The sequence below is a fragment of the Streptomyces chengmaiensis genome, assembly GCF_029846775.1.
GTDB classification, from domain to species: Bacteria; Actinomycetota; Actinomycetes; order Streptomycetales; family Streptomycetaceae; genus Streptomyces; species Streptomyces chengmaiensis.
On the sequence record NZ_JARWBG010000045.1, the window covers coordinates 1 to 22,313 of the forward strand.

General features: G+C 69.6%; 21 protein-coding genes and 1 pseudogene. 18 read left to right on the forward strand and 4 right to left on the reverse strand.

Annotated elements, in window-relative coordinates; translation table 11 throughout:
- The 3 genes and pseudogenes from QCN29_RS28235 to QCN29_RS28245 all read left to right on the forward strand — a co-directional run.
- Positions 1-328, forward strand: a pseudogene (locus QCN29_RS28235) (vitamin B12 dependent-methionine synthase activation domain-containing protein); the annotation flags it as partial.
- 193 nt (positions 329-521) lie between these two features.
- On the forward strand, positions 522-1,223 hold the full coding sequence (locus tag QCN29_RS28240) for an HAD family hydrolase (protein WP_279931725.1): 702 nt from the start codon (positions 522-524) through the stop codon (positions 1,221-1,223).
- A gap of 424 nt (positions 1,224-1,647) precedes the next feature.
- On the forward strand, positions 1,648-3,246 hold the full coding sequence (locus QCN29_RS28245; RefSeq protein WP_279931727.1) for an ABC transporter substrate-binding protein: 1,599 nt from the start codon (positions 1,648-1,650) through the stop codon (positions 3,244-3,246).
- A gap of 127 nt (positions 3,247-3,373) precedes the next feature.
- Here QCN29_RS28245 and QCN29_RS28250 read toward each other — a convergent pair whose 3' ends face one another.
- Together QCN29_RS28250 and QCN29_RS28255 are read right to left on the reverse strand one after the other, a co-directional pair.
- A complete protein-coding gene (locus QCN29_RS28250) occupies positions 3,374-4,045 on the reverse strand; it encodes a response regulator (protein WP_240137379.1) in 672 nt (223 codons plus the stop codon).
- A gap of 15 nt (positions 4,046-4,060) precedes the next feature.
- The gene (locus tag QCN29_RS28255; RefSeq protein WP_279931729.1) at positions 4,061-4,921 is read right to left on the reverse strand and encodes a RecB family exonuclease; all 861 of its coding nucleotides are present in this window, start codon (positions 4,919-4,921) and stop codon (positions 4,061-4,063) included.
- 147 nt (positions 4,922-5,068) lie between these two features.
- Between QCN29_RS28255 and QCN29_RS28260 the strand changes: the two genes are divergently transcribed.
- The 3 genes from QCN29_RS28260 (at position 5,069) to QCN29_RS28270 (ending at position 8,056) form a co-directional block, all read left to right on the forward strand.
- Complete coding sequence (locus QCN29_RS28260) at positions 5,069-6,319, forward strand: site-2 protease family protein (RefSeq protein ID WP_279931730.1); 1,251 nt, start codon at positions 5,069-5,071, stop codon at positions 6,317-6,319.
- A gap of 19 nt (positions 6,320-6,338) precedes the next feature.
- Complete coding sequence (locus tag QCN29_RS28265) at positions 6,339-7,250, forward strand: tRNA (adenine-N1)-methyltransferase (protein ID WP_279931732.1); 912 nt, start codon at positions 6,339-6,341, stop codon at positions 7,248-7,250.
- A 230-nt stretch (positions 7,251-7,480) separates the two neighbouring features.
- Positions 7,481-8,056, forward strand: a complete 576-nt coding sequence (locus QCN29_RS28270; RefSeq protein ID WP_279931733.1) for a hypothetical protein — start codon at positions 7,481-7,483, stop codon at positions 8,054-8,056.
- Positions 8,057-8,060: 4 nt separating this feature from the next.
- On the opposite strand, the gene QCN29_RS28275 is transcribed toward QCN29_RS28270, so the two are convergent.
- Positions 8,061-8,369 (reverse strand): ferredoxin, encoded by a 309-nt coding sequence (locus QCN29_RS28275; protein WP_279931735.1) that lies wholly within the window; start codon positions 8,367-8,369, stop codon positions 8,061-8,063.
- A gap of 252 nt (positions 8,370-8,621) precedes the next feature.
- Here QCN29_RS28275 and arc point away from each other — a divergent pair, with 252 nt between their 5' ends.
- The 6 genes from arc (at position 8,622) to prcA (ending at position 14,578) form a co-directional block, all read left to right on the forward strand.
- Positions 8,622-10,388 carry a proteasome ATPase gene (gene arc / locus QCN29_RS28280; protein WP_279931737.1) on the forward strand — a complete coding sequence of 589 codons (1,767 nt, stop codon included), beginning with the start codon at positions 8,622-8,624 and terminating at the stop codon, positions 10,386-10,388.
- 238 nt (positions 10,389-10,626) lie between these two features.
- Positions 10,627-12,138: a depupylase/deamidase Dop gene (gene dop / locus QCN29_RS28285; protein WP_279931739.1), complete on the forward strand. Its 1,512-nt coding sequence runs from the start codon at positions 10,627-10,629 to the stop codon at positions 12,136-12,138.
- A gap of 139 nt (positions 12,139-12,277) precedes the next feature.
- On the forward strand, positions 12,278-12,496 hold the full coding sequence (locus QCN29_RS28290) for a ubiquitin-like protein Pup (RefSeq protein WP_018848997.1): 219 nt from the start codon (positions 12,278-12,280) through the stop codon (positions 12,494-12,496).
- 56 nt (positions 12,497-12,552) lie between these two features.
- The gene (locus QCN29_RS28295) at positions 12,553-12,993 is read left to right on the forward strand and encodes an endonuclease domain-containing protein (protein WP_318036747.1); all 441 of its coding nucleotides are present in this window, start codon (positions 12,553-12,555) and stop codon (positions 12,991-12,993) included.
- Complete coding sequence (gene prcB, locus QCN29_RS28300; RefSeq protein WP_240137372.1) at positions 12,945-13,790, forward strand: proteasome subunit beta; 846 nt, start codon at positions 12,945-12,947, stop codon at positions 13,788-13,790. Before QCN29_RS28295 ends, prcB begins: the two co-directional genes overlap by 49 nt.
- Positions 13,791-13,825: 35 nt before the next feature.
- A complete protein-coding gene (gene prcA, locus QCN29_RS28305) occupies positions 13,826-14,578 on the forward strand; it encodes a proteasome subunit alpha (RefSeq protein ID WP_279931741.1) in 753 nt (250 codons plus the stop codon).
- Between the two features lie 231 nt (positions 14,579-14,809).
- Here prcA and QCN29_RS28310 read toward each other — a convergent pair whose 3' ends face one another.
- Entirely contained in the window at positions 14,810-15,829 is a 1,020-nt protein-coding gene (locus tag QCN29_RS28310; protein ID WP_279931742.1) for a LacI family DNA-binding transcriptional regulator, read from the reverse strand.
- A 222-nt stretch (positions 15,830-16,051) separates the two neighbouring features.
- Between QCN29_RS28310 and QCN29_RS28315 the strand changes: the two genes are divergently transcribed.
- From QCN29_RS28315 to QCN29_RS28340, 6 genes are all read left to right on the forward strand, one after another.
- Complete coding sequence (locus QCN29_RS28315) at positions 16,052-17,326, forward strand: MFS transporter (RefSeq protein ID WP_279931743.1); 1,275 nt, start codon at positions 16,052-16,054, stop codon at positions 17,324-17,326.
- Positions 17,327-17,335: 9 nt separating this feature from the next.
- Positions 17,336-18,697: a Pup--protein ligase gene (gene pafA / locus QCN29_RS28320; protein ID WP_240137368.1), complete on the forward strand. Its 1,362-nt coding sequence runs from the start codon at positions 17,336-17,338 to the stop codon at positions 18,695-18,697.
- A gap of 125 nt (positions 18,698-18,822) precedes the next feature.
- Entirely contained in the window at positions 18,823-19,761 is a 939-nt protein-coding gene (locus QCN29_RS28325; RefSeq protein ID WP_279931746.1) for an FKBP-type peptidyl-prolyl cis-trans isomerase, read from the forward strand.
- A gap of 58 nt (positions 19,762-19,819) precedes the next feature.
- Complete coding sequence (locus tag QCN29_RS28330) at positions 19,820-20,194, forward strand: FKBP-type peptidyl-prolyl cis-trans isomerase (RefSeq protein ID WP_240137366.1); 375 nt, start codon at positions 19,820-19,822, stop codon at positions 20,192-20,194.
- 180 nt (positions 20,195-20,374) lie between these two features.
- Positions 20,375-21,331, forward strand: coding sequence for a helix-turn-helix transcriptional regulator (locus QCN29_RS28335; protein ID WP_279931747.1), 957 nt, complete (start codon positions 20,375-20,377; stop codon positions 21,329-21,331).
- A 17-nt stretch (positions 21,332-21,348) separates the two neighbouring features.
- Positions 21,349-22,302, forward strand: a complete 954-nt coding sequence (locus QCN29_RS28340) for a helix-turn-helix transcriptional regulator (RefSeq protein ID WP_279931748.1) — start codon at positions 21,349-21,351, stop codon at positions 22,300-22,302.
- Positions 22,303-22,313: the final 11 nt, after the last annotated feature.

The following is a 22,313-nucleotide window of genomic DNA, read 5'->3' on the forward strand; positions in this document are numbered from 1 at the left end:
CTCCTACCGCGACTACCTCGAACTCCACGGACTGTCCGTCCAACTCGCCGAAGCCCTCGCCGAATACTGGCACGCCCGCGTCCGCGCCGAACTGGGCTTCGCAGGCGAGGACCCCGCCGATGTGGAGGACATGTTCGCGCTGAAGTACCGTGGCGCACGCTTCTCGCTCGGTTACGGAGCGTGTCCGGATCTGGAGGACCGGGCGAAGATCGCCGACCTGCTGGAGCCCGAGCGGATCGGCGTCGAGCTGTCCGAGGAGTTCCAGCTCCACCCCGAGCAGTCCACCGACGCTCTGATCACCCACCACCCCGAGGCGAGCTACTTCAGCACAGGAGGGTCTCGNCCCCGAGCAGTCCACCGACGCCATCGTCATCCACCACCCGGAAGCAAAATACTTCAACGCGCGTTAGCCGTTCGCGACGTACACTGGTCGGTCCAGTGCAGGCCGGTCACCTGTCCCGCCGGGGGAGACTCGTGGGATGGGGTGACCGGCCTCTTCGTCCCTTACGGAGGTGTGCCGGATGACCAGCACGGTCCCCGCGTCCTTGACCCGCATGGCCGAAGGATCCGCCCTGCAGGCGGTCTTCCTCGACATGGACGGCACCCTCGTCGACACCGAGGGCTTCTGGTGGGATGTGGAAGTCGAGGTCTTCGCCGACCTCGGCCATCGGCTGGACGAGGCCTGGCGGGACGTGGTGGTCGGCGGCCCCATGACGCGCAGCGCCGGCTATCTCATCGAGGCCACCGGCGCCGACATCACCCTCGAAGAGCTGACCGTGCTGCTCAACGAGCGCTTCGAGGGCCGCATCGCGCGCGGCGTGCCGATGATGCCCGGTGCGGCCCGGCTGCTGGCGGAGCTGGCCAGGCACAACGTGCCCACCGCGCTGGTGTCCGCCTCCCACCGGCGCATCATCGACCGTGTCCTCGCCTCGCTCGGCCATGAGCACTTCGCGCTCTCGGTCGCGGGCGACGAGGTGCTGCGGACGAAGCCGCACCCCGAGCCGTACCTCACCGCGGCCCAGGGCCTGGGCGCGGAACCCGCGAGATGCGCAGTCATCGAGGACACGGCCACCGGCGTGGCAGCCGCGGAGGCGGCGGGATGCCGGGTGGTGGCCGTACCGTCCGTGGCCCCCATCGCACCGGGCGACGGACGAGTGATCGTCCGCTCACTCGAAGACGTCGACCTGCGCTTTCTTCGCACGCTGATCACCTCGCCGCACTGAAAGCGGGTGGCCTTCCCTACTCCGCGTGAGCTTCGTCACGCTGAGTGCTGCCCGGGTGTTCCGCTTACGTCCGTTCCGGTTCGTCGGACCCTTGTCGAGGGCGACATTGTGTCCGGATTTGTAGAGCCGTGTGTGGATCATTCCGCAGCATGACCATCCGCTCTTCGGCATCACTGATCACTCAGCGGATACATCCCAACTCCGGCCTGGTCATGACCTCCTGGCGACACGACTAGTCTCGTGGCGAGAACTTCGCCGCGTCACCAAGGGGTTCGGACGGCCACCATGCCGCCGGGCGCCGAGGACCGATCGCACTGACCGTCCCGGCCCGATCGCACTGCCCCGACCGGGCGGAAGCGGCGAGGCGTCCACAGGCACGGCCGCAACGCCGTGTCCCGGTGCCGGATGAGGGAGAACGTCCAGGATGAACCGTAAGACTCTGGTGCTGCCGGCCGTGGTCGGCCTGCTCGCCCCCGTGCTCGTCGCCTGCGGCGATGCGAACGGCGGGTCCGGCGGCGGTGATGCCATTGTCGTGGGGACCACGGACCAGTTCACCGCGACGGCGGACGCTCCCGCGCCTCTCGACCCGGCGTACGCCTACGACACCGGGGCCTGGAACGTACTCCGCCAGACCCTCCAGACGCTGATGCACACCCCGCGCGGCGGCGGCGAACCCGCCCCCGAGGCGGCCGAGTCGTGCACTTTCACCGACAACGCCAGCGAAAGCTATCGCTGTACGCTGCGAGACGGCCTCACCTTCGCGGACGGCGCCCCCGTCACCGCCGAAGACGTGAAGTTCTCCATAGAGCGTGTGCTGAACATCGACGCGGACAACGGCACCGCCGGTCTGCTGTCGAACATCGACACCATCGAGACCAAGGGGGAGAAGGAGGTCGTCTTCCACCTCTCCACGCCCGACGCCACCTTCCCGTACAAGCTCTCCACCCCGGCCGCGGGCATCGTCAGCAAGAAGCACTACGCGGCGGACAAGCTCCGCGAGGGCTTCCAGGTGGACGGCTCCGGCCCGTACACCATGAGGGCCGAGACGCGCGACGACAACGTCGTCAGCTTCGTCTTCACCAAGAACGACAAGTACAAGGGCGATCTGACGGTCAACAACGACAAGGTCGAGCTGCGCCCGTTCGCGGACTCCGGCGCCATGGGCCAGGCGCTCGAGGCACGGGACATCGATCTGATGACCCGTACGATGGCGCCCGGGCAGATCAAGGGCCTCAAGGAGAACCCGAAGGAGGGCATCGAACTGACCGAGGTGCCCGGCCTTGAGATCCGCTACCTCGGCTTCAACACCGAAGCCGCGCCCGTGAAGGACAAGGCCGTCCGCCGGGCCATCGCGTCCGTCGTCGACCGCGGCGAGATCGCCGGGAAGGTGTACGGCGTGAGCGCCGAGCCGCTGTACTCGCTCATCCCGTCGAGCATCGCCGCACACACCAACTCCTTCTACAACGAGTACGGCGAGCCCAGCCGGGACAAGGCCGAGCAGATCCTCGCCAAGGCGGGCGTCGAGACCCCGGTGAAGCTCACGCTGAACTTCACCACCGACAAGTACGGAGCGGGCACCGAGAAGGAGTTCGAGGTGCTGCGCGACCAGCTCAACGCCTCCAAGCTCTTCGACGTCTCCATCAAGGGCGTCGAGTGGTCGGCGTTCCGCCCGGCCCAGAAGCGCGGCGACTACGCGGTCTACGGGCTCGGCTGGTTCCCGGACTTCCCGGACCCCGACAACTACACCGCACCGTTCCTCGACAAGGACAACTTCCTCAACTCCCCCTACGTCAATGACAGGGTGCGTGAGCTGATCCCGCAGTCGCGCCGTGAAGCCGACCGGACCGCGGCGTCCGCGGCCTTCACGGAGGTGCAGGAGATCGTCGCCGCCGACGTCCCCGTGCTCCCGCTGTGGCAGGGCAGGCAGCACGTGGCTGCCCGCGACAACATCCGCGGCGTCGAATGGGTCCTCAACGCCAGCTCGGACCTCCAGCTGTGGGAGCTGAGCCGCGGCGACGTCTGACCGCCGCCCCGGTCGGCCGCCGGCACACCGCGTCCGCCGACGGCTGACGCCGACGTCGAACGGCCCCTGATGGCAGATCACCTGCCCTCAGGGGCCGTTCGCCTTCCTCCCGGGTCCGCTCCGCCCGCTACTGCGCGCCCGGGCGCACCAGCCCGCTCTCGTACGCGTACACCGCGGCTTGCACCCGGTCGCGCAGGCCCAGCTTGGTGAGCACATGGCCCACATGCGTCTTGACGGTGGTCTCGCTGACGAAGAGATCCGCCGCGATCTCCGCATTGGACAGCCCGCGCGCCACCAGCTTGAGCACCTCCACTTCGCGCTCGGTCAGCGTGGTCAGCGTGTCGGGGACCGGCTCCTCGCCGGACGGCAGATGATCCGCGTACTTGTCCAGCAGCCGACGGGTGATGCTGGGCGCCAGCATCGCCTCACCCGCCGCCACGACCCGGATGGCCTGCACCAGCTCCTGCGCGGGCGCGTCCTTGAGCAGAAAGCCGCTCGCCCCCGCCTTGAGCGCCTCCACCACATACTCGTCAAGGTCGAAGGTGGTCAGCACCAGCACCTTCGCCGGGCCGTCCCGGCCGGGACCGGTGATCTGCCGCGTCGCCTCCACACCGTCCATCCGCGGCATCCGGATGTCCATCAGCACCACGTCGGGCTGCAGCGCCCGCACCTGATCCAGCGCCTGGAGGCCGTCCCCGGCCTCGCCGACGACCGCGATGTCCTGCTCCGCCTCCAGGATCATCCGGAAGCCGGTACGCAGCAGCGGTTGATCGTCGACCAGTAGCACGCGGATGGCCACGGCAGCTCCTCACATCTAGACCGGGCCCATTCTGCCCTGGCCATCCTCCGCCGACGCGGCCGGGGAAACGCTCAGCGGATACACCGGGGGAGTGCCACCGAATTCGGGACAGAACGACTGATGGTCGCACCAGCCGCACAGCTTCGTCGGCCGCGGCCGCCAGTCACCCGTGCGAGTGGCCCGGCCGATGGCCTCCCACAGCGCCAGCAGCTTGCGCTCCATCCGCTCCAGATCGCCCGGCGCCGGGTCATAGGTGAGCACCTCGCCGCTGCCCAGATACACCAGCTGCAGCCGACGCGGCAGCACCCGCTTCAGCCGCCAGATCACCAGGGCGTAGAACTTCATCTGGAACAGTGCGCCCTCGCTGTACTCCGGGCGCGGGGCCTTGCCGGTCTTGTAGTCGACCAGCCGCACCTCACCCGTCGGCGCCACGTCCACCCGGTCGATGACCCCGCGCAGCCGCAGCCCCGAGTCCAGCTCCGTCTCCACGAACAGCTCACGTTCGGCCGGCTCCAGACGGGTCGGATCCTCCAGCGAGAACCACCGCTCGACCAGCCGCTCCGCCTCGCTCAGCCAGCGCGCCAGCCGCTCGCCCTGCGCATCCTCGGCGAACAGCTCGCCCAGCTCGGGACGCTCCTGGAGCAGCCGGTCCCACTGGGCGGGAACCATGGACCTGGCGCGCACCGCCGTACGGTCCGTCGCGGGGTCGTCGAAGAGCCGCTCCAGCACCGCATGCACCAGCGTGCCCCGCGTCGCCGCCTCACTCGGCTTCTCGGGCAGCCTGTCGATCACCCGGAACCGGTACAGCAGGGGACACTGCATGAAGTCGCTCGCCCGCGAAGGCGACAGCGAATCGGGCCGCTGGCTCTCACTCATGACTCAAGACCCTACGACCCGCCACTGACAGCGATCGGCATACCATCGACGACAGACCTCCGCGCACTGCATGATCGGGCGAACGGGCCGCGCGCCCGCAGCCGTCACCCGGCATCGTCGCAGTCGCGACCGCAACGAAGGGACCCCGTGAACCAGGACGACAGCAGCGGCGAGCGCCGACGGCCGCAGTCCGAGAAAACGGGCGCAGCGGACTCCGACGGCGGCACGTCCCGACGCCCCGACGAGCCCGGCGGCGGCATCCTCATGGGCCGCCCCTTCGGCGTGCCCGTCTATGTCGCCCCCAGCTGGTTCATCGTCGCCGCCCTGATCACCTGGGTCTTCGGCGGCCAGCTCGACCGGGTGCTGCCCGAACTCGGCGGCTTCCGCTACCTGGTCTCCCTCTTCTTCGCCGTCGCCTTCTACGCCTCCGTCCTCGTCCACGAACTGGCGCACACCGTAGCCGCACTCCGCTACAAGCTGCCCGTGCGCCGCATCCAGCTCCAGTTCTTCGGCGGCGTCTCCGAGATCGAGAAGGAGTCCGAGACCCCCGGCCGCGAGTTCATCCTCGCCTTCGTCGGCCCGCTGCTCTCCCTGGTCCTGGCGGGCGTCTTCTACCTCGGCATGCAGGCCGTCGAACCGGGCACGATCCCCGGCGTCCTGCTCGCCGGTCTGATGATCTCCAATCTGATCGTGGCGGCGTTCAATCTGCTGCCCGGGCTGCCGCTCGACGGCGGGCGGATGCTGCGCGCCGTCGTGTGGAAGATCACAGGCCGGCCGATGGCCGGCACCGTCGCCGCCGCCTGGGTCGGCCGGGCCCTCGCCGTCGCCGTCCTGATCGGCCTCCCCCTGCTCACCCACACCGGCGCCCTGGGCAACGCCACCGAGGACATCGGCGGCATGGAGACCGTCACCGACGCCCTGCTGGCCGCGATCCTCGCCGCGATCATCTGGACCGGCGCAGGCAACAGCCTGCGCATGGCCCGTCTGCGCGAGCACCTCCCCCAGCTGGAAGCCCGCACCCTGACCCGGCGGGCCGTGCCCGTGCAGGCCGACACCCCCCTCTCCGAGGCCCTGCGCCGCGCCAACGAGGCCGGCGCCCGCGCGCTCGTCGTCGTCGACGGCCATGGCCAGCCGACCGCTCTCGTCCGCGAGACGGCCATCGTCGCCGTGCCCGAGCACCGCCGGCCCTGGGTGGCCGTCAGCGGTCTCGCACAGGACCTCACCGACGGCATGAAGGTCTCCGCGGAGCTGGCCGGCGAAGCCCTCCTCGACCGGCTGCGGGCCTGGCCCTCGACCGAGTATCTGGTCCTGGAGGAGACCGGCGAGATCTACGGCGTCCTGGCCACGGCCGATGTGGAGCGGGCCTTCGTGCAGGCCATGGCGCGGCCGTCCACCTGACCGCAGGTACTCTGGTCCCATGTCCGAACCGACCGGTGCCGCCCGCCGTCGCGGGCCCTTCAAGGTCGGGGACCAGGTCCAGCTCACCGACCCCAAGGGACGCCACTACACGTTCACGCTCGAGGCCGGGAAGAACTTCCACACCCACAAGGGTTCCTTCCCGCACGACGAGCTGATCGGCGCTCCTGAGGGCAGTGTCGTCCGTACCACGGGAAACGTCGCCTACCTCGCGCTGCGCCCCCTGCTCCCCGACTATGTCCTGTCCATGCCCCGCGGAGCCGCGGTGGTCTACCCGAAGGACGCGGGGCAGATCCTCGCCTTCGCCGACATCTTCCCCGGTGCGCGGGTCGTCGAGGCGGGTGTGGGCTCAGGCTCGCTCAGCGCCTTCCTGCTGCGCGCCATCGGCGACGAGGGCATGCTGCACTCCTATGAGCGGCGTGCCGACTTCGCCGAGATCGCCCAGCAGAACGTGGAACGCTACTTCGGCGGACCGCACCCGGCCTGGCAGCTCACCGTCGGCGACCTCCAGGACAACCTGAGCGACTCCGACGTTGACCGGGTCATCCTGGACATGCTCGCCCCCTGGGAGTGCCTGGAGGCCGTCTCCAAGGCCCTCGTGCCCGGCGGCATCCTCTGCTGCTACGTGGCCACGACCACCCAGCTGGCGCGGACCGTGGAGTCCATCCGCGAGATCGGCTGCTTCGCCGAGCCGCAGCCCTGGGAGTCGATGATCCGCAACTGGCATGTGGAAGGGCTGGCCGTCCGCCCCGACCACCGGATGATCGGCCACACCGGCTTCCTGGTCACCGCCCGCCGCCTCGCCGACGGCGTGGAGCCGCCGATGCGCCGCCGCCGCCCGGCGAAGGGCGCGTACGGCGAGGACTACGTCGGTTGGGGCGGAGGGAAAGAAGGAGCCCCCAGCAAGGGTTGACTGCCGCACAGACGGGGGCTGAACGCCCGGCCGACGCCCCCTGACCCACAACGCCTCGACGCCGCCGCACAGTTCCCGGACGTCATCGGAGAACTGCGCGGCGGCCTCTTTGCGTTCGCAGCGCCAGATGCTTACCGAGCTGTTGCCGACCCTCCTGTTCCCGCCCGCTGTGACCTGTGGCACCATGCTGGCCACCCCCACTGGCACAGCCCTCACAGGAGACCCCTCGCGTGCAGACCTCCGACCTCCCGGACCTCGCGCACACCCACGCCGGCCCGATGCACTGGCTCGCCACGGCGGTGGCGATGGCGGCGGTCGTGGCGGCCGCGGGCGTGTTGCAGCCGGATGCGGCGACCGCCTCACAGCCCGGCGACCAGCCGCGTACCGCGGTGGCAGCCCCCGGGCCCGCCCCGGACGTGGCTGCGGCAGAGCTTCCGCTGCAGTGCGGCGCCGTGCAGAGCGTGGTCACCGAGGAGGCCGCCGGCGACCTCGACGGCGACGGCAGGCCGGAGACCGTGGCGGCCGCCCGCTGTGACGCGGGCTCCGGCACCCCGCCCAGCGCGGTCTATGTGCTGACCGCGGGCCCGGGGAAGGCGCCGCGTGTCGTGGCGACGTTGCTGCTGCCCACGCAGGGACAGAGCGTCGGTGAGCTCGCCGTCCGTGACGGCGCGGTCACCGCGACGCTCCTCGGCTACTCCTCCGCCGACGTGCCGAGCTGCTGCCCCGATCTGCGTGAGAGGGTCGAATGGCGTTGGCAGGGCGGGAAGTTCGTCCGCTCGCCGCAGGCCGCGGCGCTGGGTGTGTGATCCGTCACTCGGCGTCGGGGCCGTAGACCTCGACCCTGTCCGAAACCCGGCGTACGTGGATGCAGTCGCCGGGACACTCCTTCGCGGAGTCCACGACGTCCCGCAGCAGCGGCAACGGCACCGGCGTGGTCGCCCCCGGCTCCTGCAGCAGCTGGTCGTCCCCGCTCTTCACATAGGCGAGTCCGTCGATGTCGAGCTCGAAGACCTCGGGGGCGTACTGGGCGCAGATCCCGTCCCCCGTGCAGAGGTCCTGGTCGATCCACACCTCCAGGGCCTCGCCGCCTTCGGTGGGGACCTTGTGCTGCGCGGTCATATCTCCTGCCGTTTCCTTCGCCGGTGACGCCAGGAGAAGCAAGTCGTGCCAGCCCTGACGGGTGTTGAACGCCTCGACGATACAACCGCCCGCTTTCCGATGTTGTTGGGTGGGTATTCCCCTGAGGTGAGGGAGAGCGCAAGGGTGAAGATCGGACACGCCCCTACCGTCTTTGTGATCTAGGGGTTTCAATCACCCCCCGCCCAGGTAGGGTCAGGAAGCGTCCAGCTCCCCTTGGAGGAGGTGAGGACCGTGGCAGCCCACGACGACGACATCAACCGCGGCATCCGGCCGGGGCGGGGGTCTGAGGACCCAGCCGGCCAGGTTGCCTATCTCGAGCAGGAAATCGCCGTCCTGCGCCGCAAGCTCGCCGACTCTCCGCGTCATACGAGGATTCTCGAAGAGCGGATCGTCGAGCTGCAGACGAACCTGGCCGGCGTGTCCGCACAGAACGAGCGACTGGCGAACACGCTCCGTGAGGCCCGTGACCAGATCGTGGCCCTCAAGGAGGAGGTCGACCGGCTCGCGCAGCCGCCGGCCGGCTTCGGTGTCTTCCTGCAGGCGAACGAGGACGGCACATGCGACATCTTCACCGGGGGCCGCAAGCTCCGGGTGAACGTCAGCCCCAGCGTCGAGCTCGACGAGTTGCGGCGCGGCCAGGAAGTGATGCTCAACGAAGCGCTCAACGTGGTCGAGGCCATGGAGTTCGAGAGCGCCGGGGACATCGTCACCCTCAAGGAGATCCTCGAGGACGGCGAGCGCGCCCTGGTGATCGGGCACACCGACGAGGAGCGGGTGGTCAGGCTCGCCGAGCCGCTGCTGGACATCAACGTGCGTCCCGGCGACGCCCTGCTGCTCGAACCGCGCTCCGGTTACGTCTACGAGGTGATCCCCAAGAGCGAGGTCGAAGAGCTCGTCCTGGAAGAGGTCCCGGACGTCGACTACGACAAGATCGGCGGTCTGGGCAACCAGATCGAGCTGATCCGCGACGCGGTCGAGCTGCCCTACCTCTACCCGGACCTCTTCAAGGAGCACGAACTGCGTCCGCCGAAGGGCATCCTGCTCTACGGCCCGCCGGGCTGCGGCAAGACGCTGATCGCCAAGGCCGTCGCCAACTCCCTCGCCAAGAAGGTCGCCGAGGTGACCGGTCAGCCCGCGGGGAAGAGCTACTTCCTGAACATCAAGGGCCCCGAACTCCTCAACAAGTACGTCGGCGAGACCGAGCGGCATATCCGCCTCGTCTTCCAGCGTGCCCGGGAGAAGGCCGGTGAGGGCACCCCCGTCATCGTCTTCTTCGACGAGATGGAGTCGCTCTTCCGCACCCGCGGCTCCGGCGTCAGCTCGGACGTGGAGAACACCATCGTCCCGCAGCTGCTCGCCGAGATCGACGGCGTCGAGGGCCTGGAAAACGTGATCGTCATCGGCGCCTCCAACCGCGAGGACATGATCGACCCGGCGATCCTCCGGCCGGGCCGGCTCGACGTCAAGATCAAGATCGAGCGTCCGGACGCGGAGGCCGCCAAGGACATCTTCGCCAAGTACCTCACATCCTCGCTCCCGCTGCACGCGGACGACCTCGCCGAGCACAGCGGATCGAAGGTGGTGGCCGCCGAGGCCATGATCCAGTCGGTCGTGGAGCAGATGTACGCGGAGTCCGAGGAGAACCGCTTCCTCGAGGTCACCTACGCGAACGGAGACAAGGAAGTCCTCTACTTCAAGGACTTCAACTCCGGCGCCATGATCCAGAACATTGTGGACCGGGCGAAGAAGATGGCCATCAAGGCCTTCCTCGACCACAACCAGAAGGGCATCCGGGTCTCCCACCTGCTCCAGGCGTGCGTGGACGAGTTCAAGGAGAACGAGGACCTGCCCAACACCACCAACCCGGACGACTGGGCCCGGATCTCCGGCAAGAAGGGTGAACGGATCGTCTTCATCCGCACCCTCGTCACCGGAAAGCAGGGCGCGGACACCGGACGCTCCATCGACACGGTGGCGAACACCGGACAGTACCTGTAATACGCAATCCGGCTGCGGATGCCCGCCCGGCATCCGCAGCCGGATGCTTTCCCGACAGCTCCGGGCACACCCGAGCAATTGACGGAATTGATCTCCCCGCCAGCGCGGAGGCGTTCTAGGCTCGTCGGTACCGCCGCGTAGCGCAGTGCGGGGACGGGCACCGCACTGCGCCACCGGAGAGACCGCGGTACTTGAGCGCCGTTCCCACCGGGGAACGCCGCCGGGCAAGGAGGGCCGCATGACCGTACGGCGAGTAATGGGCATCGAGACGGAGTACGGAATCTCCATCCCCGGCCACCCGAACGCCAATGCCATGCTCACCTCATCCCAGATCGTCAACGCCTACGCGGCTGCGATGCACCGGGCGCGCCGCGCCCGCTGGGACTTCGAGGAGGAGAATCCGCTGCGGGACGCCCGCGGCTTTGACCTCGCCCGCGAGGCCGCCGATGCCAGCCAGCTCACGGACGAGGACATCGGCCTGGCCAATGTGATCCTCACCAATGGCGCCCGGCTGTACGTCGACCACGCCCATCCGGAGTACAGCTCCCCGGAAGTGACCAATCCGCTGGACGCGGTCCTGTGGGACAAGGCCGGCGAGCGGATCATGGCCGAGGCCGCGGAGCGCGCCGCCCAGCTTCCCGGCGCCCAGCCGATCCACCTCTACAAGAACAACACCGACAACAAGGGCGCCTCCTACGGGACGCACGAGAACTACCTGATGAAGCGCGAGACCCCGTTCTCGGACATCGTGCGCCATCTGACGCCGTTCTTCGTCTCCCGACAGGTGGTGACCGGCGCCGGACGGGTCGGAATCGGCCAGGACGGCCATGAGCACGGCTTCCAGATCAGTCAGCGGGCCGACTACTTCGAGGTGGAGGTCGGCCTGGAGACGACGCTCAAGCGCCCCATCATCAACACCCGCGACGAGCCGCACTCCGACGCCGAGAAGTACCGCAGGCTCCACGTGATCATCGGCGACGCGAATCTGTCGGAGACCTCCACATACCTCAAGCTGGGCACGACCGCCCTGGTCCTGTCCATGATCGAGGACGGCTTCATCGCCGTCGACCTCGCCGTGGACCAGCCGGTGCGCACCCTGCACCAGATCTCCCACGACCCGGACCTGGGGCGTCTGATCACGCTCCGCAGCGGCCGCACACTCACCGCGGTCCAGCTGCAGATGGAGTACTTCGAGCTGGCCAGGAAGTACGTCGACGAGCGCTTCGGGGCCGACGCCGACGAGCAGACCAAGGACGTCCTGGTCCGCTGGGAGGACACCCTCAACCGGCTGGAGAACAACCCGATGAGCCTCGCGGGGGAGCTCGACTGGATCGCCAAGCGCGAGCTCCTGGAGGGCTACCGCAGGCGCGACGGCCTCGACTGGGACGCCGCCCGGCTGCACCTGGTGGACCTGCAGTACGCGGACGTACGCCCCGAGAAGGGCCTGTACAACCGTCTCGCGGCTCGTGGGAAGATGAAGCGTCTCCTGGCTGAAGCCGATGTGGAACGGGCCGAGAACCAGCCTCCGGAGGACACCCGGGCCTACTTCCGCGGCCGCTGCCTGGACCAGTACGCGGACGACGTGGCCGCGGCCTCCTGGGACTCGGTGATCTTCGATCTGCCGGGCCGTGACTCTCTGCAGCGGGTCCCCACCCTGGAGCCGCTGCGGGGCACCCGCAACCACGTCAAAGAGCTGCTGGACCGCTGCCGCACCGCGGAGGACCTGGTCCGGGTGCTGTCCGGCGGCTGAAATGCCTCCCGTCCGGGAATCATGGGAGTGGTGCCCGGATGTTGTAGCAACTGCAGGGCCGATGTCAGACCCGCCTTGTAGGGTCTGATCTTGACAGACAGACCCAACCGAGCGGGCCGATTCGAGCGGGGTGAGGGATATGGCGACCAAGGACACCGGCGGCGGACAGCAGAAGGCCACACGCTCCACGGAGGAGGTCGAGGAGCAGGCGCAGGACGCGCAGGCTGCGGAGGACCTCAAGGAGCGCCAGGAGAAGCTGAGCGACGACGTCGACTCGGTGCTGGACGAGATCGACGATGTTCTCGAAGAGAACGCCGAAGATTTCGTGAGGTCCTTCGTTCAGAAGGGCGGCCAGTAGGTCGGCCTTGCCTTCGAACCGAAGGCTTGCGGAGGGGGTGGGGTTGATCGGGAGTGATGCCCCGAAGCACTGCCCGCGGTGCGGGGAGCACAGACCGCGGGGAGCCTTCGCCGGCAGTGGGCCGGCCCGTCACGGGTTGCGGGCTCACTGTCGAAAGAGAATCCGGCCGCGCGTGGAGGGGCCCGACGGGCATATGCCCTGCCGGAGCCTTGGAGAGGTCGAGCCGCGGAGCGAGCGGTTTCACGGAGACCGAGCGGGACGAGACGATCTTCTCGCCGGCAGGTGTCTGCGCGATCTGCCCGTCTGCTCCGGCAGAGCATGTGGATCACTGGAGTAAGACGGGTAGGGTCCGTGGCGTACTGTGCTTCAACTGCAATTCGGCCATCGGCAAGTTGGGAGACGATCCCGACACTGTCGGTCGGGCTGCCGCCTATTCGGAAGGAAACGCGTGGAAGCCAACACTCGTAGCACCGGGCGTCTGCCGGCTGCCTTCCTGACGCCGGGCTCGTCCTCGTTCATGGACTTTCTGGGCGAGCACGCCCCCGACCTGCTGCCCGGAAAGCGCTCCCTGCCGCCCGTGCAGGGCGTCGTCGAGGCGCCGCACGGCACGACCATCGTCGCCGCGACGTTCCCCGGCGGCGTGGTGCTCGCCGGCGACCGCAGGGCGACGATGGGCAACATGATCGCCCAGCGCGACATCGAGAAGGTCTTCCCGGCCGACGAGTACTCGGCCGTGGGCATCGCGGGCACCGCAGGCCTCGCGGTCGAGATGGTCAAGCTCTTCCAGCTCGAGCTGGAGCACTTCGAGAAGGTCGAAGGCGTCCAACTCTCCCTGGAGGGCAAGGCCAACCGCCTCTCCACGATGATCCGCAGCAACCTCGGCATGGCCATGCAGGGCCTGGCCGTGGTTCCGCTCTTCGCCGGCTGGGACGTCGACCGGGAGAAGGGCCGCATCTTCTCGTACGACGTCACAGGCGGCCGCTCCGAGGAGCACGGGTACGCGGCGACCGGCTCCGGCTCCCTGTTCGCCCGCGGCGCGATGAAGAAGCTCTACCGTGAGGACCTGACCGAGCAGCAGGCCATCACCCTGGTGGTGCAGGCGCTCTACGACGCGGCCGACGACGACTCGGCGACCGGCGGGCCCGATGTGGCGCGGCGCATCTACCCGATCGTCACCGTCATCAGCGACGAGGGCTTCCGCAGGCTCACCGAAGCGGAGTCCTCCGACACCGCCCGCTCCATTCTGGAGCGCCGCCTCGAACAGCCCGACGGCCCCCGCGCCGCGCTGCTCTGATCCACACCTCACTGACAGAAAGGGACGGATAGCCGGTGACGACGCCGTTCTATGTCTCGCCCGCACAGGCCATGCAGGACCGGGCGGAATACGCCCGGAAGGGCATCGCCCGGGGCCGCAGTCTGGTCGTGATGCAGTATGCCGACGGCATCGTCTTCGTCGGCGAGAACCCGTCCCGCGCGCTGCATAAATTCAGCGAGATCTACGACCGGATCGGCTTCGCCGCGGCCGGTAAGTACAACGAGTACGAGAATCTGCGGATCGGCGGGGTCCGCTATGCGGATCTGCGGGGCTATACATACGACCGCGACGATGTGACCGCCCGCGGGCTGGCCAATGTGTACGCCCAGACGCTGGGCACGATCTTCTCCAGCGCGGCCGAGAAGCCGTACGAGGTGGAGCTGGTCGTCGCCGAGGTGGGCGAGACGCCCGAGGGGGACCAGATCTACCGGCTGCCGCACGACGGCTCGATCGTGGACGAGCACGGCTCGGTCGCGGTCGGCGGCAGCGCGGAGCAGATCAGCAGCTTCCTCGACCAGCGCCATCGCGACGGAATGTCGCTGGCGGAGGCGCTGAGGCTGGCGGTGCAGGCCCTGTCCACCCAGTCCAACGGCACGGAGCGGGAAATTCCGGCGGACCGGCTGGAGGTGGCGGTGCTGGACCGGACCCGCCCGCAGCAGCGGAAGTTCAAGCGGATCGTGGGGCGTCAGCTGGCGCGGCTGCTGGAGGCGGAAGCGCCGGAGGCCACCCCCACGGACACACCTTCCGACGAGGAGCCGGAGGAGTAATCCCCCGGCGCCCCCGCCCTTCGGGCGGGCCACTCGCGCCGTGCGTCCGTGGGCGGTCGCCCCTTCCACCCGCGTGGGACCCCCACGGGCCCGGGGCCGCCGCCCGGGCCCGTGGCGCTGGGCCCGGGCGCCCGTGCCTGTGGCGCAGGGGCCCGCGGCCCGTGCCCGTCGTGCCGGTGGGCGGCGGGAACTCGGGGACGTGCGCGGCAAAGGCCCCCGAATGTCGGGGGATCAACGGGGTGCCCGGGCCGTTGACGCGCGGGGGATCAGGCTGACCGGGAGGTCGGGAGCCTCGAAGCTCCGGCCGTCGAGCACGGCGAGCAGCGCGGCCATGCCCTGCTCGCCCACCCGCTCCGCCGGCAGCCGCACCGTCGTCAGCTCCGGCTCCACCGCCGTCGCCAGCGCCAGGTCGTCGAAGCCGGTGACCGACACGTCATCCGGGACCCGCCGCCCCAGCCGCCGTACCGCCTTGTACGCGCCCGCCGCCAGGATGTCGTCGTCGCAGACGAGGGCGGTGGCGTCAGGCCCGCCGCCGGACGTCTCAGGGGACGTGAGAGCCCGCTCCGCCGCCTCCCGTGCCGCATCGGCGTTCAGCGGCGCGGAGACCGTCCGCAGGGACGTTCCGGGCACCTGGCGCAGCGCCTCCCGCAGCGCTCGCGCCCGCACCTCGAACGTCCAGGACGGGACCGCCGAGGCCAGATGGACGAAGCGGCGGTGGCCCAGGCCCAGCAGATGCGCCGCGACCTGCCGCATGCCGTCCGCGATGTCCACGTTCACCCACGCCGCCGGGACCGGATCGTCCGGGTCGCTGTCGAGCATCACCAGCGGCAGGTCACTGCCCCGGATCGCCCCCAGCGCCTGCGCGGCCATGGACGAGGCGATCACCCCGTCCAGCGCGGCCCGCGCCGATGCGAAGGGGTCCCTCGCCGGCCCCACACCCTCCGGCGAGGGGTAGAGCACCACGCCAAAGCCGTGCTCGGCTGCCATGCCCGCCGCGCCCGTGTAGACGCGGGCGAAGAACTCGTTCGTCAGCGCGGGCACCACGAGAAGCGCCGTCCGGGTGCGTCCAAGCCTCAGATGACGGGCCGCGAGATTCGGGCGGTAGCCCAGCTCCCTGGCCGTGTCCCGCACCAGGCCCGCGGTCCGCTCCGAGACCCGGCCGCGCCATTTGTCCCCGAGGACCAGCGACACCGTGGCCTGTGAGACCCCCGCGGCCTGCGCCACGTCCCGGCTGGTGGGCCGGTGTGCCATCGCTGCCGTCCTTGTCGTCTTCATCGCCGTCGTCTTCATCGCGGTGTCCGGCACGTCCGCCGTCGTCCGCCCCGGTCGTCCGTTCCGTTTGCCCGGTCGTGCGTCCCGTCTGCCCGGTCGTGCCCGCCCTGCTTGCGGCGGGGGCTCACTGGACCCCGAGGTTGCCGACATGGTACGTATGAGCCACTAAGTTATACGTAACACGACGACGAAGGGCGACACATGGCCGCCGGGTACGCCGACATACTCAGGGCCCCGCACGCCGCCAGGCTGCTCGCGGGGACGCTCGTCGGCCGGCTCCCCAACGCCACCGGGCATATCGCGATCGTGCTCTTCACCCGTGCGGAGGGCGGCAGCTACACCCTGGCCGGGGCGCTCGCCGCCGTATACGGGCTGGCCACCGCCGTGGGACAGCCTCTGCTCGGCCGCGCCGTGGATCTGTGCGGACAGCCCCGCGTGCAGTTCCCGGCCGCCGTCGTCTCGGCGCTCGGGATGCTCCTCCTGGCCCTCACGGGACTCTCCTCGCTCCCGCTCGCCTACGCGGCCGCGGCGCTCGCGGGCCTGTCCACTCCTCCCCTGGAGGGCGGTCTGCGCGCCCTGTGGCCCAGCGTGCTCGACGGGCGCGAGGAGCGCGTCCACCGGGCGTACGCCATGGACGCGGTCGCGCAGGAGATCATGTTCACCGTCGGCCCGCTGCTGGTGACGCTGCTCGTGGCGCTCGCCTCACCCGCCGCCGCCCTGCTCGTCATCAACGCCGTCGGCGTGCTCGGCGCCCTCTCGGTCGTCCTCTCCGAGCCCTCCCGAGCCTGGCGCAGCGCCCCGCGCGAAGCGCACTGGCTGGGTGCGCTCCGCTCACCCGGGCTGCTCGCGCTGCTCGGGTCCTTCTTCTTCGTCGGTCTCGCCCTGGGGTCGATCACCGTCGCGGGCGTGGCCTACGCCGACGACCACGGCGGCGAGGCCGTCTACGGCTGGCTGATGGCCGCGCTCGGCCTCGGCGCACTGATCGGCGGGGTCTACTACGGGGCCCGCCAGTGGGCGGGCCCCGCCGAGCGGCGGCTGCGCGTCATCGTCGCCCTCCTCGCTCTCGGCTATCTCCCGCTGACCCTCACCCCCGACCCGCTCGCCATGACCGGGCTCGCCGCCGTCGCCGGGCTCTTCCTCGCCCCGGCCATCGCCTGCGCCTTTATCGTCGTCGACCGCCACGCCCCGCGCGGCACGGTCACCGAGGCCTTCTCCTGGCTGGTCACCACCTTCGGCGTGGGCGCGGCCGTCGGCACGGCCGCGGCCGGACCGGCCATCGAGCTGGGCGGCACGGCGTGGGGCTTCGCCGTCGCCGGCGCCGGAGGCCTCGCCGCGCTGCTGGTCCTGACGGCCACTCAGCGGGTGCTCGCGGCTCCTTCCCCCGCCGGGGACCCTGCGGGCCCTCTCGCGGGCTCAGCCGAAAATGATCGCAGCGGGGCGGCCGAACCCGGTTTCAGCTCAGGCTGTGAGGCGTAATGTTCAGTCATGGACCGCCGCATTTTCGGGCTGGAGAACGAGTACGGCGTCACATGCACGTTCAGGGGACAGCGCCGACTGTCTCCGGACGAAGTGGCGCGGTACCTCTTCCGCCGTGTCGTGTCATGGGGCCGCAGCAGCAATGTCTTCCTGCGGAATGGCGCCCGGTTGTATCTCGACGTGGGCTCGCATCCGGAATACGCCACTCCAGAGTGTGACAACGTGACCGAGCTGGTCACCCACGACAAGGCCGGCGAGCGCATTCTCGAAGGCCTGCTCGTCGACGCGGAGCGCCGTCTGCACGAGGAGGGAATCGCGGGCGACGTCTATCTCTTCAAGAACAACACGGACTCGGCGGGAAACTCCTACGGCTGCCATGAGAACTATCTCGTGGCGCGCCACGGCGAGTTCTCCCGGCTGGCGGACATCCTGATCCCCTTCCTCGTCACCCGCCAGCTGCTGTGCGGCGCGGGCAAGGTGCTGCAGACCCCGCGCGGCGCGGTCTACTGCGTCAGCCAGCGCGCCGAGCACATCTGGGAGGGCGTCAGCTCCGCCACCACCCGCTCCCGCCCGATCATCAACACCCGCGACGAGCCCCACGCGGACGCCGAGCGGTACCGCCGCCTCCATGTCATCGTCGGCGACTCGAACATGTCGGAGACGACGATGCTGCTCAAGGTCGGCGCGACCGATCTGGTGCTGCGCATGATCGAGGCGGGCACCGTGATGCGCGACCTCACGCTGGAGAACCCCATCCGGGCCATCCGCGAGGTGAGCCATGACATCACCGGGCAGCGCAAGGTGCGCCTGGCCAGCGGACGCGAGGCGTCCGCTCTGGAGGTGCAGCGGGAGTACTACGAGAAGGCCGTGGACTTCGTCGACCGGCGCGGCATCCGCACGGGCATGGTCGAGCAGGTGATAGAGCTCTGGGGCCGTGCCCTGGAGGCCATCGAGTCGGAGGATCTCGACCGGATCGGCACCGAGATCGACTGGGTGATGAAGTACAAGCTCCTCGAGCGGTACCGCGCCAAGCACAACATGACCATGTCGCATCCCCGGGTCGCCCAGATAGACCTCGCGTACCACGACATCCACCGCCAGCGTGGCCTCTACTACCTCCTGGAACGCAAGGGGCAGGCGGCCCGGATCTGCAACGACCTCAAGATCTTCGAGGCCAAGTCGGTGCCCCCGCAGACCACCCGCGCACGGCTGCGCGGCGACTTCATCCGCAGGGCGCAGGAGCAGCGCCGGGACTTCACCGTCGACTGGGTGCACCTCAAGCTCAATGACCAGGCGCAGCGGACCGTGCTGTGCAAGGACCCCTTCCGGTCGGTCGACGACCGGGTGGAAAAGCTGATCGCCGGTATGTAGGGCCGCCGCGTCAGCCGGGTGGCGGCAGGGAACGCCCATCGGGCCCCGTGCGTTTCTCGTGCGGGGCCCTCGGCACGCCATAGAGTGTCGGGCACCCAAATCGCCGACTGAGATCTGAGGAACACGTGCGCCGACTTGCCGGCCTGATCGTCGTCCCGCTGCTGCTGCTGTCGACAGCGGCCTGCGGCAGCGATGTCAAGGACTCCGACTCCGCCCCGTCCAAGAACGGACTGCCCGCGATCACCGCCGGCGCCGCGTTCGGCGAGAAGCCGACCCTGGCCAAGGGTGAGGGCGACCCGCCCAAGGAGCTCAAGGTCGACGTCATCAGCGAGGGCGACGGCGCGGAGGTCAAGGACGGCGACTACATCGAGGTCAACTATCTCGGCCAGGCGTGGGACTCCGACGAGCCCTTCGACAACAGCTTCGACCGAGGGGAGCCGTTCAAGCTCACCCTGGGCGCCGGCCAGGTCATCAAGGGCTGGGACGAGGGGCTGAAGGGCCAGAAGGTCGGCAGCAGGGTCGAGCTCGGCATCCCGCCGGAGCTCGGTTACGGGGAGCAGGGCCAGGGCGACATCAAGCCCAACGCCACCCTGGTGTTCGTCGTGGACGTGCTGAAGTCCACCTCGGTCCCCAAGGCCGCCGCGGGTGCCGAGGTGGCCCAGGACGACGCCGCTCTTCCGAAGGTCGGCGTGAACACCGACGGCAAGGCCCCCAAGATCACCATCCCCAAGACCGACCCGCCGAAGAAGCTGGTCTCCAACTACATCCTGGAGAGCGACGGCGAGAAGGTCACCGCCAAGGACTCGGTGATCGTGGCCTATGAGGCCTACCTGTGGAAGGACGCCAAGAAGTTCGACAGCACCTACGACCTGGGCAAGACCCAGACCTTCCCGCTGGAGCAGCTCACGCTCAAGGGCCTCAAGGACGGGCTTGTGGGCAAGAAGATCGGCAGCCGGGTGCTGCTCGTCATCCCGCCGGACCAGGCCTTCGGCGAGCAGGAGCAGCAGGGCATTCCGAAGAACTCCACGCTGGTCTTCTCCGTGGACATCCTCGCGAAGGCCTGAGCCGCGAAGGTGCAAGACTGTCCCTTTGCCCCCGTTCACGATTTTGAGGAGCAGTTCAGTGAACATCGACAAGCCCGAGATCGACTTCCCGGACGGGCCGGCCCCCGCCGACCTGGAGATCGTCGACATCTGGGAGGGCGACGGGCCGGAGGCCAAGGCGGGCGACACCGTCAAGGTCCACTACGTGGGCGTGGCCTTCTCCACGGGCGAGGAGTTCGACGCGTCCTGGAACCGCGGCACGCCGCTGCAGTTCCAGCTGGGCGCCGGCCAGGTCATCGCGGGCTGGGACCGGGGCGTGCAGGGCATGAAGGTCGGCGGCCGCCGCAAGCTGACGATCCCCGCCCACCTCGCCTACGGCGACCGCGGCGCGGGCGGTGGACGGATCGCCCCCGGTGAGACGCTGATCTTCGTCTGCGATCTGGTCTCCGTCTGATCTGACTGAATCGCGTCCGTTTCCGGACGCTTTCATAGGGTAACGAGGGCCCATGCCTGGGGGCATGGGTCCTCGGCTTGGGTCCGCGCACCCCGGAGCGGTACGGTCGACAGTCGGGAGCGACTCGGGCGGACCGATCTGCCGGATGGTCTGAAGATCAAAAAGAGGTGCGGGGCGTCGATGGCCATTGCCAAGGCCGAGCGGCTGATGAATCTGGCGCTGTGCCTGCTGGGGACACGTCGGCCGTTGAGCAAGCGTGAGCTGCGCGGCTCCATCGAGGCCTATCTCGAGGCCGGGTCCGATGAGTCCTTCAACCGCATGTTCGAGCGAGACAAGGACGACCTGCGCGAACTCGGCCTGGTCATCGAGACGGTGGAGAACCTCGAGGGCGAGACCGGCTATCTGGCGCGCCGTGACTCCAACCGGCTGCCGCCCATCACGCTCGACGCCGAGGAGGCCGCGGCCCTCGGGCTGGCGGCCAAGGTATGGCAGCAGGCCCGGCTCGCCGGCGCGGCCAGCGGCGCACTGCAGAAGCTCCGCGCGGCCGGTATGCCGGAGGCTGAGGACGCGTACGAGGCCCAGCACAGCGCCCTCGAACCGCGCATCCCGGTGCACGAGGCGGCCTTTGAACCCCTGATGCTCGCCTGTCGCGACCGCCGCCCCGTGCTCTTCGAGTACCGCAAGGCGAACGCGGCCCGCCCCGAGCAGCGCCATGTGGAGCCCTGGACGCTGGAGTGCTGGCGCGGCCACTGGTACCTCGCGGGCTTCGACCGGGACCGCGGCGCGGAACGCGTCTTCCGGCTCTCCCGCATCACGGGCCGCGTCCGGTCGCGCGCGGGCGCCTTCACCGCGCCCGTGCCCGATGTCGTGACCGTACGGGAGACCGTCGAGACCTGGGCGGGGGAGACCGCCACCCGCACCGCGCGCATCCGGCTCCGCACAGGCTGCGGCTACCCGCTGCGCGCCCGGGCCGGCTCCGTCAGGGAACTCGGCGACGGCTGGGACGAGTTGGAGATTCCGTACGGCCACGGCCTGGACGCCTGGCTGGTGGAGTTCGGCCCGGACGTCGTCGTACTGGAGCCCGCCGATCTGCGGGCCGATGTGGTGGACCGGCTGCGCGCCGTGGCCAAAGGCTGAGGGGGACTCGTACGACCATGGCCGCGAACGCCATCGACCAGACCCGGCGGATGCTCTCGCTGGTGACCTATCTGCGGGAGCGCCCCGGCGCGCGCGTCGGGGACGTCGCCCGCGCCTTCGGGATCACCGAGGACGAGCTGATCTCCGACCTCGATGTGCTGCCGATGTGCGGCACGAGCTTCCGCGGCGGCGACCTGCTGGACATCGACACGGACGGCGACCGTATCTGGTGGCACAATCCGGACGATGTGGCGGAGCCGCTGCGGCTCGCCGCGGACGAGGCGACCGCCCTGCTGGTCGCCGCTCGTGCCGTCGCCACCCTGCCCGGGCTGCGCGAGAGCGACCGCGAAGCGCTGCTGCGGGCCACCGCCAAGCTGGAGGCCGCGGCGGGGGAGGCGGCCGGGGCGAGCGCGCGTCTTTCGGTCACGTTCGAGTCCGAGGGCGGGGTCTTCGCCGATGTCGACCGGGCCATCTCGGAGCGCCGCCGGCTGTGGCTGAAGTACTACTCACCGGCCCGCGACGAGCTCACGGAGCGTGAGGTCGACCCCATCCGGCTCTTCGCCGTCGGCCACACCTATATGGAGGCCTGGTGCCGGCTCTCCGAGGCGCGCCGCACTTTCCGGCTCGACCGGGTCGCCGAGATCCGGCTCCTCGACGCACCGGCCGCGGCACCCGAGATCGAGCTGCGGGACCTGTCGGAGGGACTGGTCCAGCCGTCCGCGGACGATCCCGAGGTGGTGATCGAGGTGGGCCCCGGCGGACGCTGGGTGGCCGAGTACTACCCGCACGACAGCGCGGAGGAACTGCCCGACGGCGGCCTGCGCATCACGCTGCGCACGCCGGTGCCCGCCTCCCTGAGGCGGCTGGCGCTGCGACTCGGCCGGGACGGGCGGATCGCCTCTCCCCAGGACCTGGCCGCGAGCGCCCGCGACGCGGCACGGGAAGCCCTCGCGGCCTACGACGAGCGATGACACGTGTCCGG

What these genes read in the sequence shown, in the direction of transcription:
- QCN29_RS28240 (WP_279931725.1), top strand. Translation starts at nt 522, where the DNA reads ATGACCAGCACGGTCCCCGCGTCCTTGACCCGCATGGCCGAAGGATCC.
- QCN29_RS28245 (WP_279931727.1), top strand. Translation starts at nt 1,648, where the DNA reads ATGAACCGTAAGACTCTGGTGCTGCCGGCCGTGGTCGGCCTGCTCGCC.
- QCN29_RS28255 (WP_279931729.1), bottom strand. Translation starts at nt 4,921, where the DNA reads ATGAGTGAGAGCCAGCGGCCCGATTCGCTGTCGCCTTCGCGGGCGAGC.
- QCN29_RS28265 (WP_279931732.1), top strand. Translation starts at nt 6,339, where the DNA reads ATGTCCGAACCGACCGGTGCCGCCCGCCGTCGCGGGCCCTTCAAGGTC.
- QCN29_RS28275 (WP_279931735.1), bottom strand. Translation starts at nt 8,369, where the DNA reads ATGACCGCGCAGCACAAGGTCCCCACCGAAGGCGGCGAGGCCCTGGAG.
- dop (WP_279931739.1), top strand. Translation starts at nt 10,627, where the DNA reads ATGACCGTACGGCGAGTAATGGGCATCGAGACGGAGTACGGAATCTCC.
- QCN29_RS28290 (WP_018848997.1), top strand. Translation starts at nt 12,278, where the DNA reads ATGGCGACCAAGGACACCGGCGGCGGACAGCAGAAGGCCACACGCTCC.
- QCN29_RS28295 (WP_318036747.1), top strand. Translation starts at nt 12,553, where the DNA reads ATGCCCCGAAGCACTGCCCGCGGTGCGGGGAGCACAGACCGCGGGGAG.
- QCN29_RS28310 (WP_279931742.1), bottom strand. Translation starts at nt 15,829, where the DNA reads ATGGCACACCGGCCCACCAGCCGGGACGTGGCGCAGGCCGCGGGGGTC.
- QCN29_RS28315 (WP_279931743.1), top strand. Translation starts at nt 16,052, where the DNA reads ATGGCCGCCGGGTACGCCGACATACTCAGGGCCCCGCACGCCGCCAGG.
- pafA (WP_240137368.1), top strand. Translation starts at nt 17,336, where the DNA reads ATGGACCGCCGCATTTTCGGGCTGGAGAACGAGTACGGCGTCACATGC.
- QCN29_RS28335 (WP_279931747.1), top strand. Translation starts at nt 20,375, where the DNA reads ATGGCCATTGCCAAGGCCGAGCGGCTGATGAATCTGGCGCTGTGCCTG.
- QCN29_RS28340 (WP_279931748.1), top strand. Translation starts at nt 21,349, where the DNA reads ATGGCCGCGAACGCCATCGACCAGACCCGGCGGATGCTCTCGCTGGTG.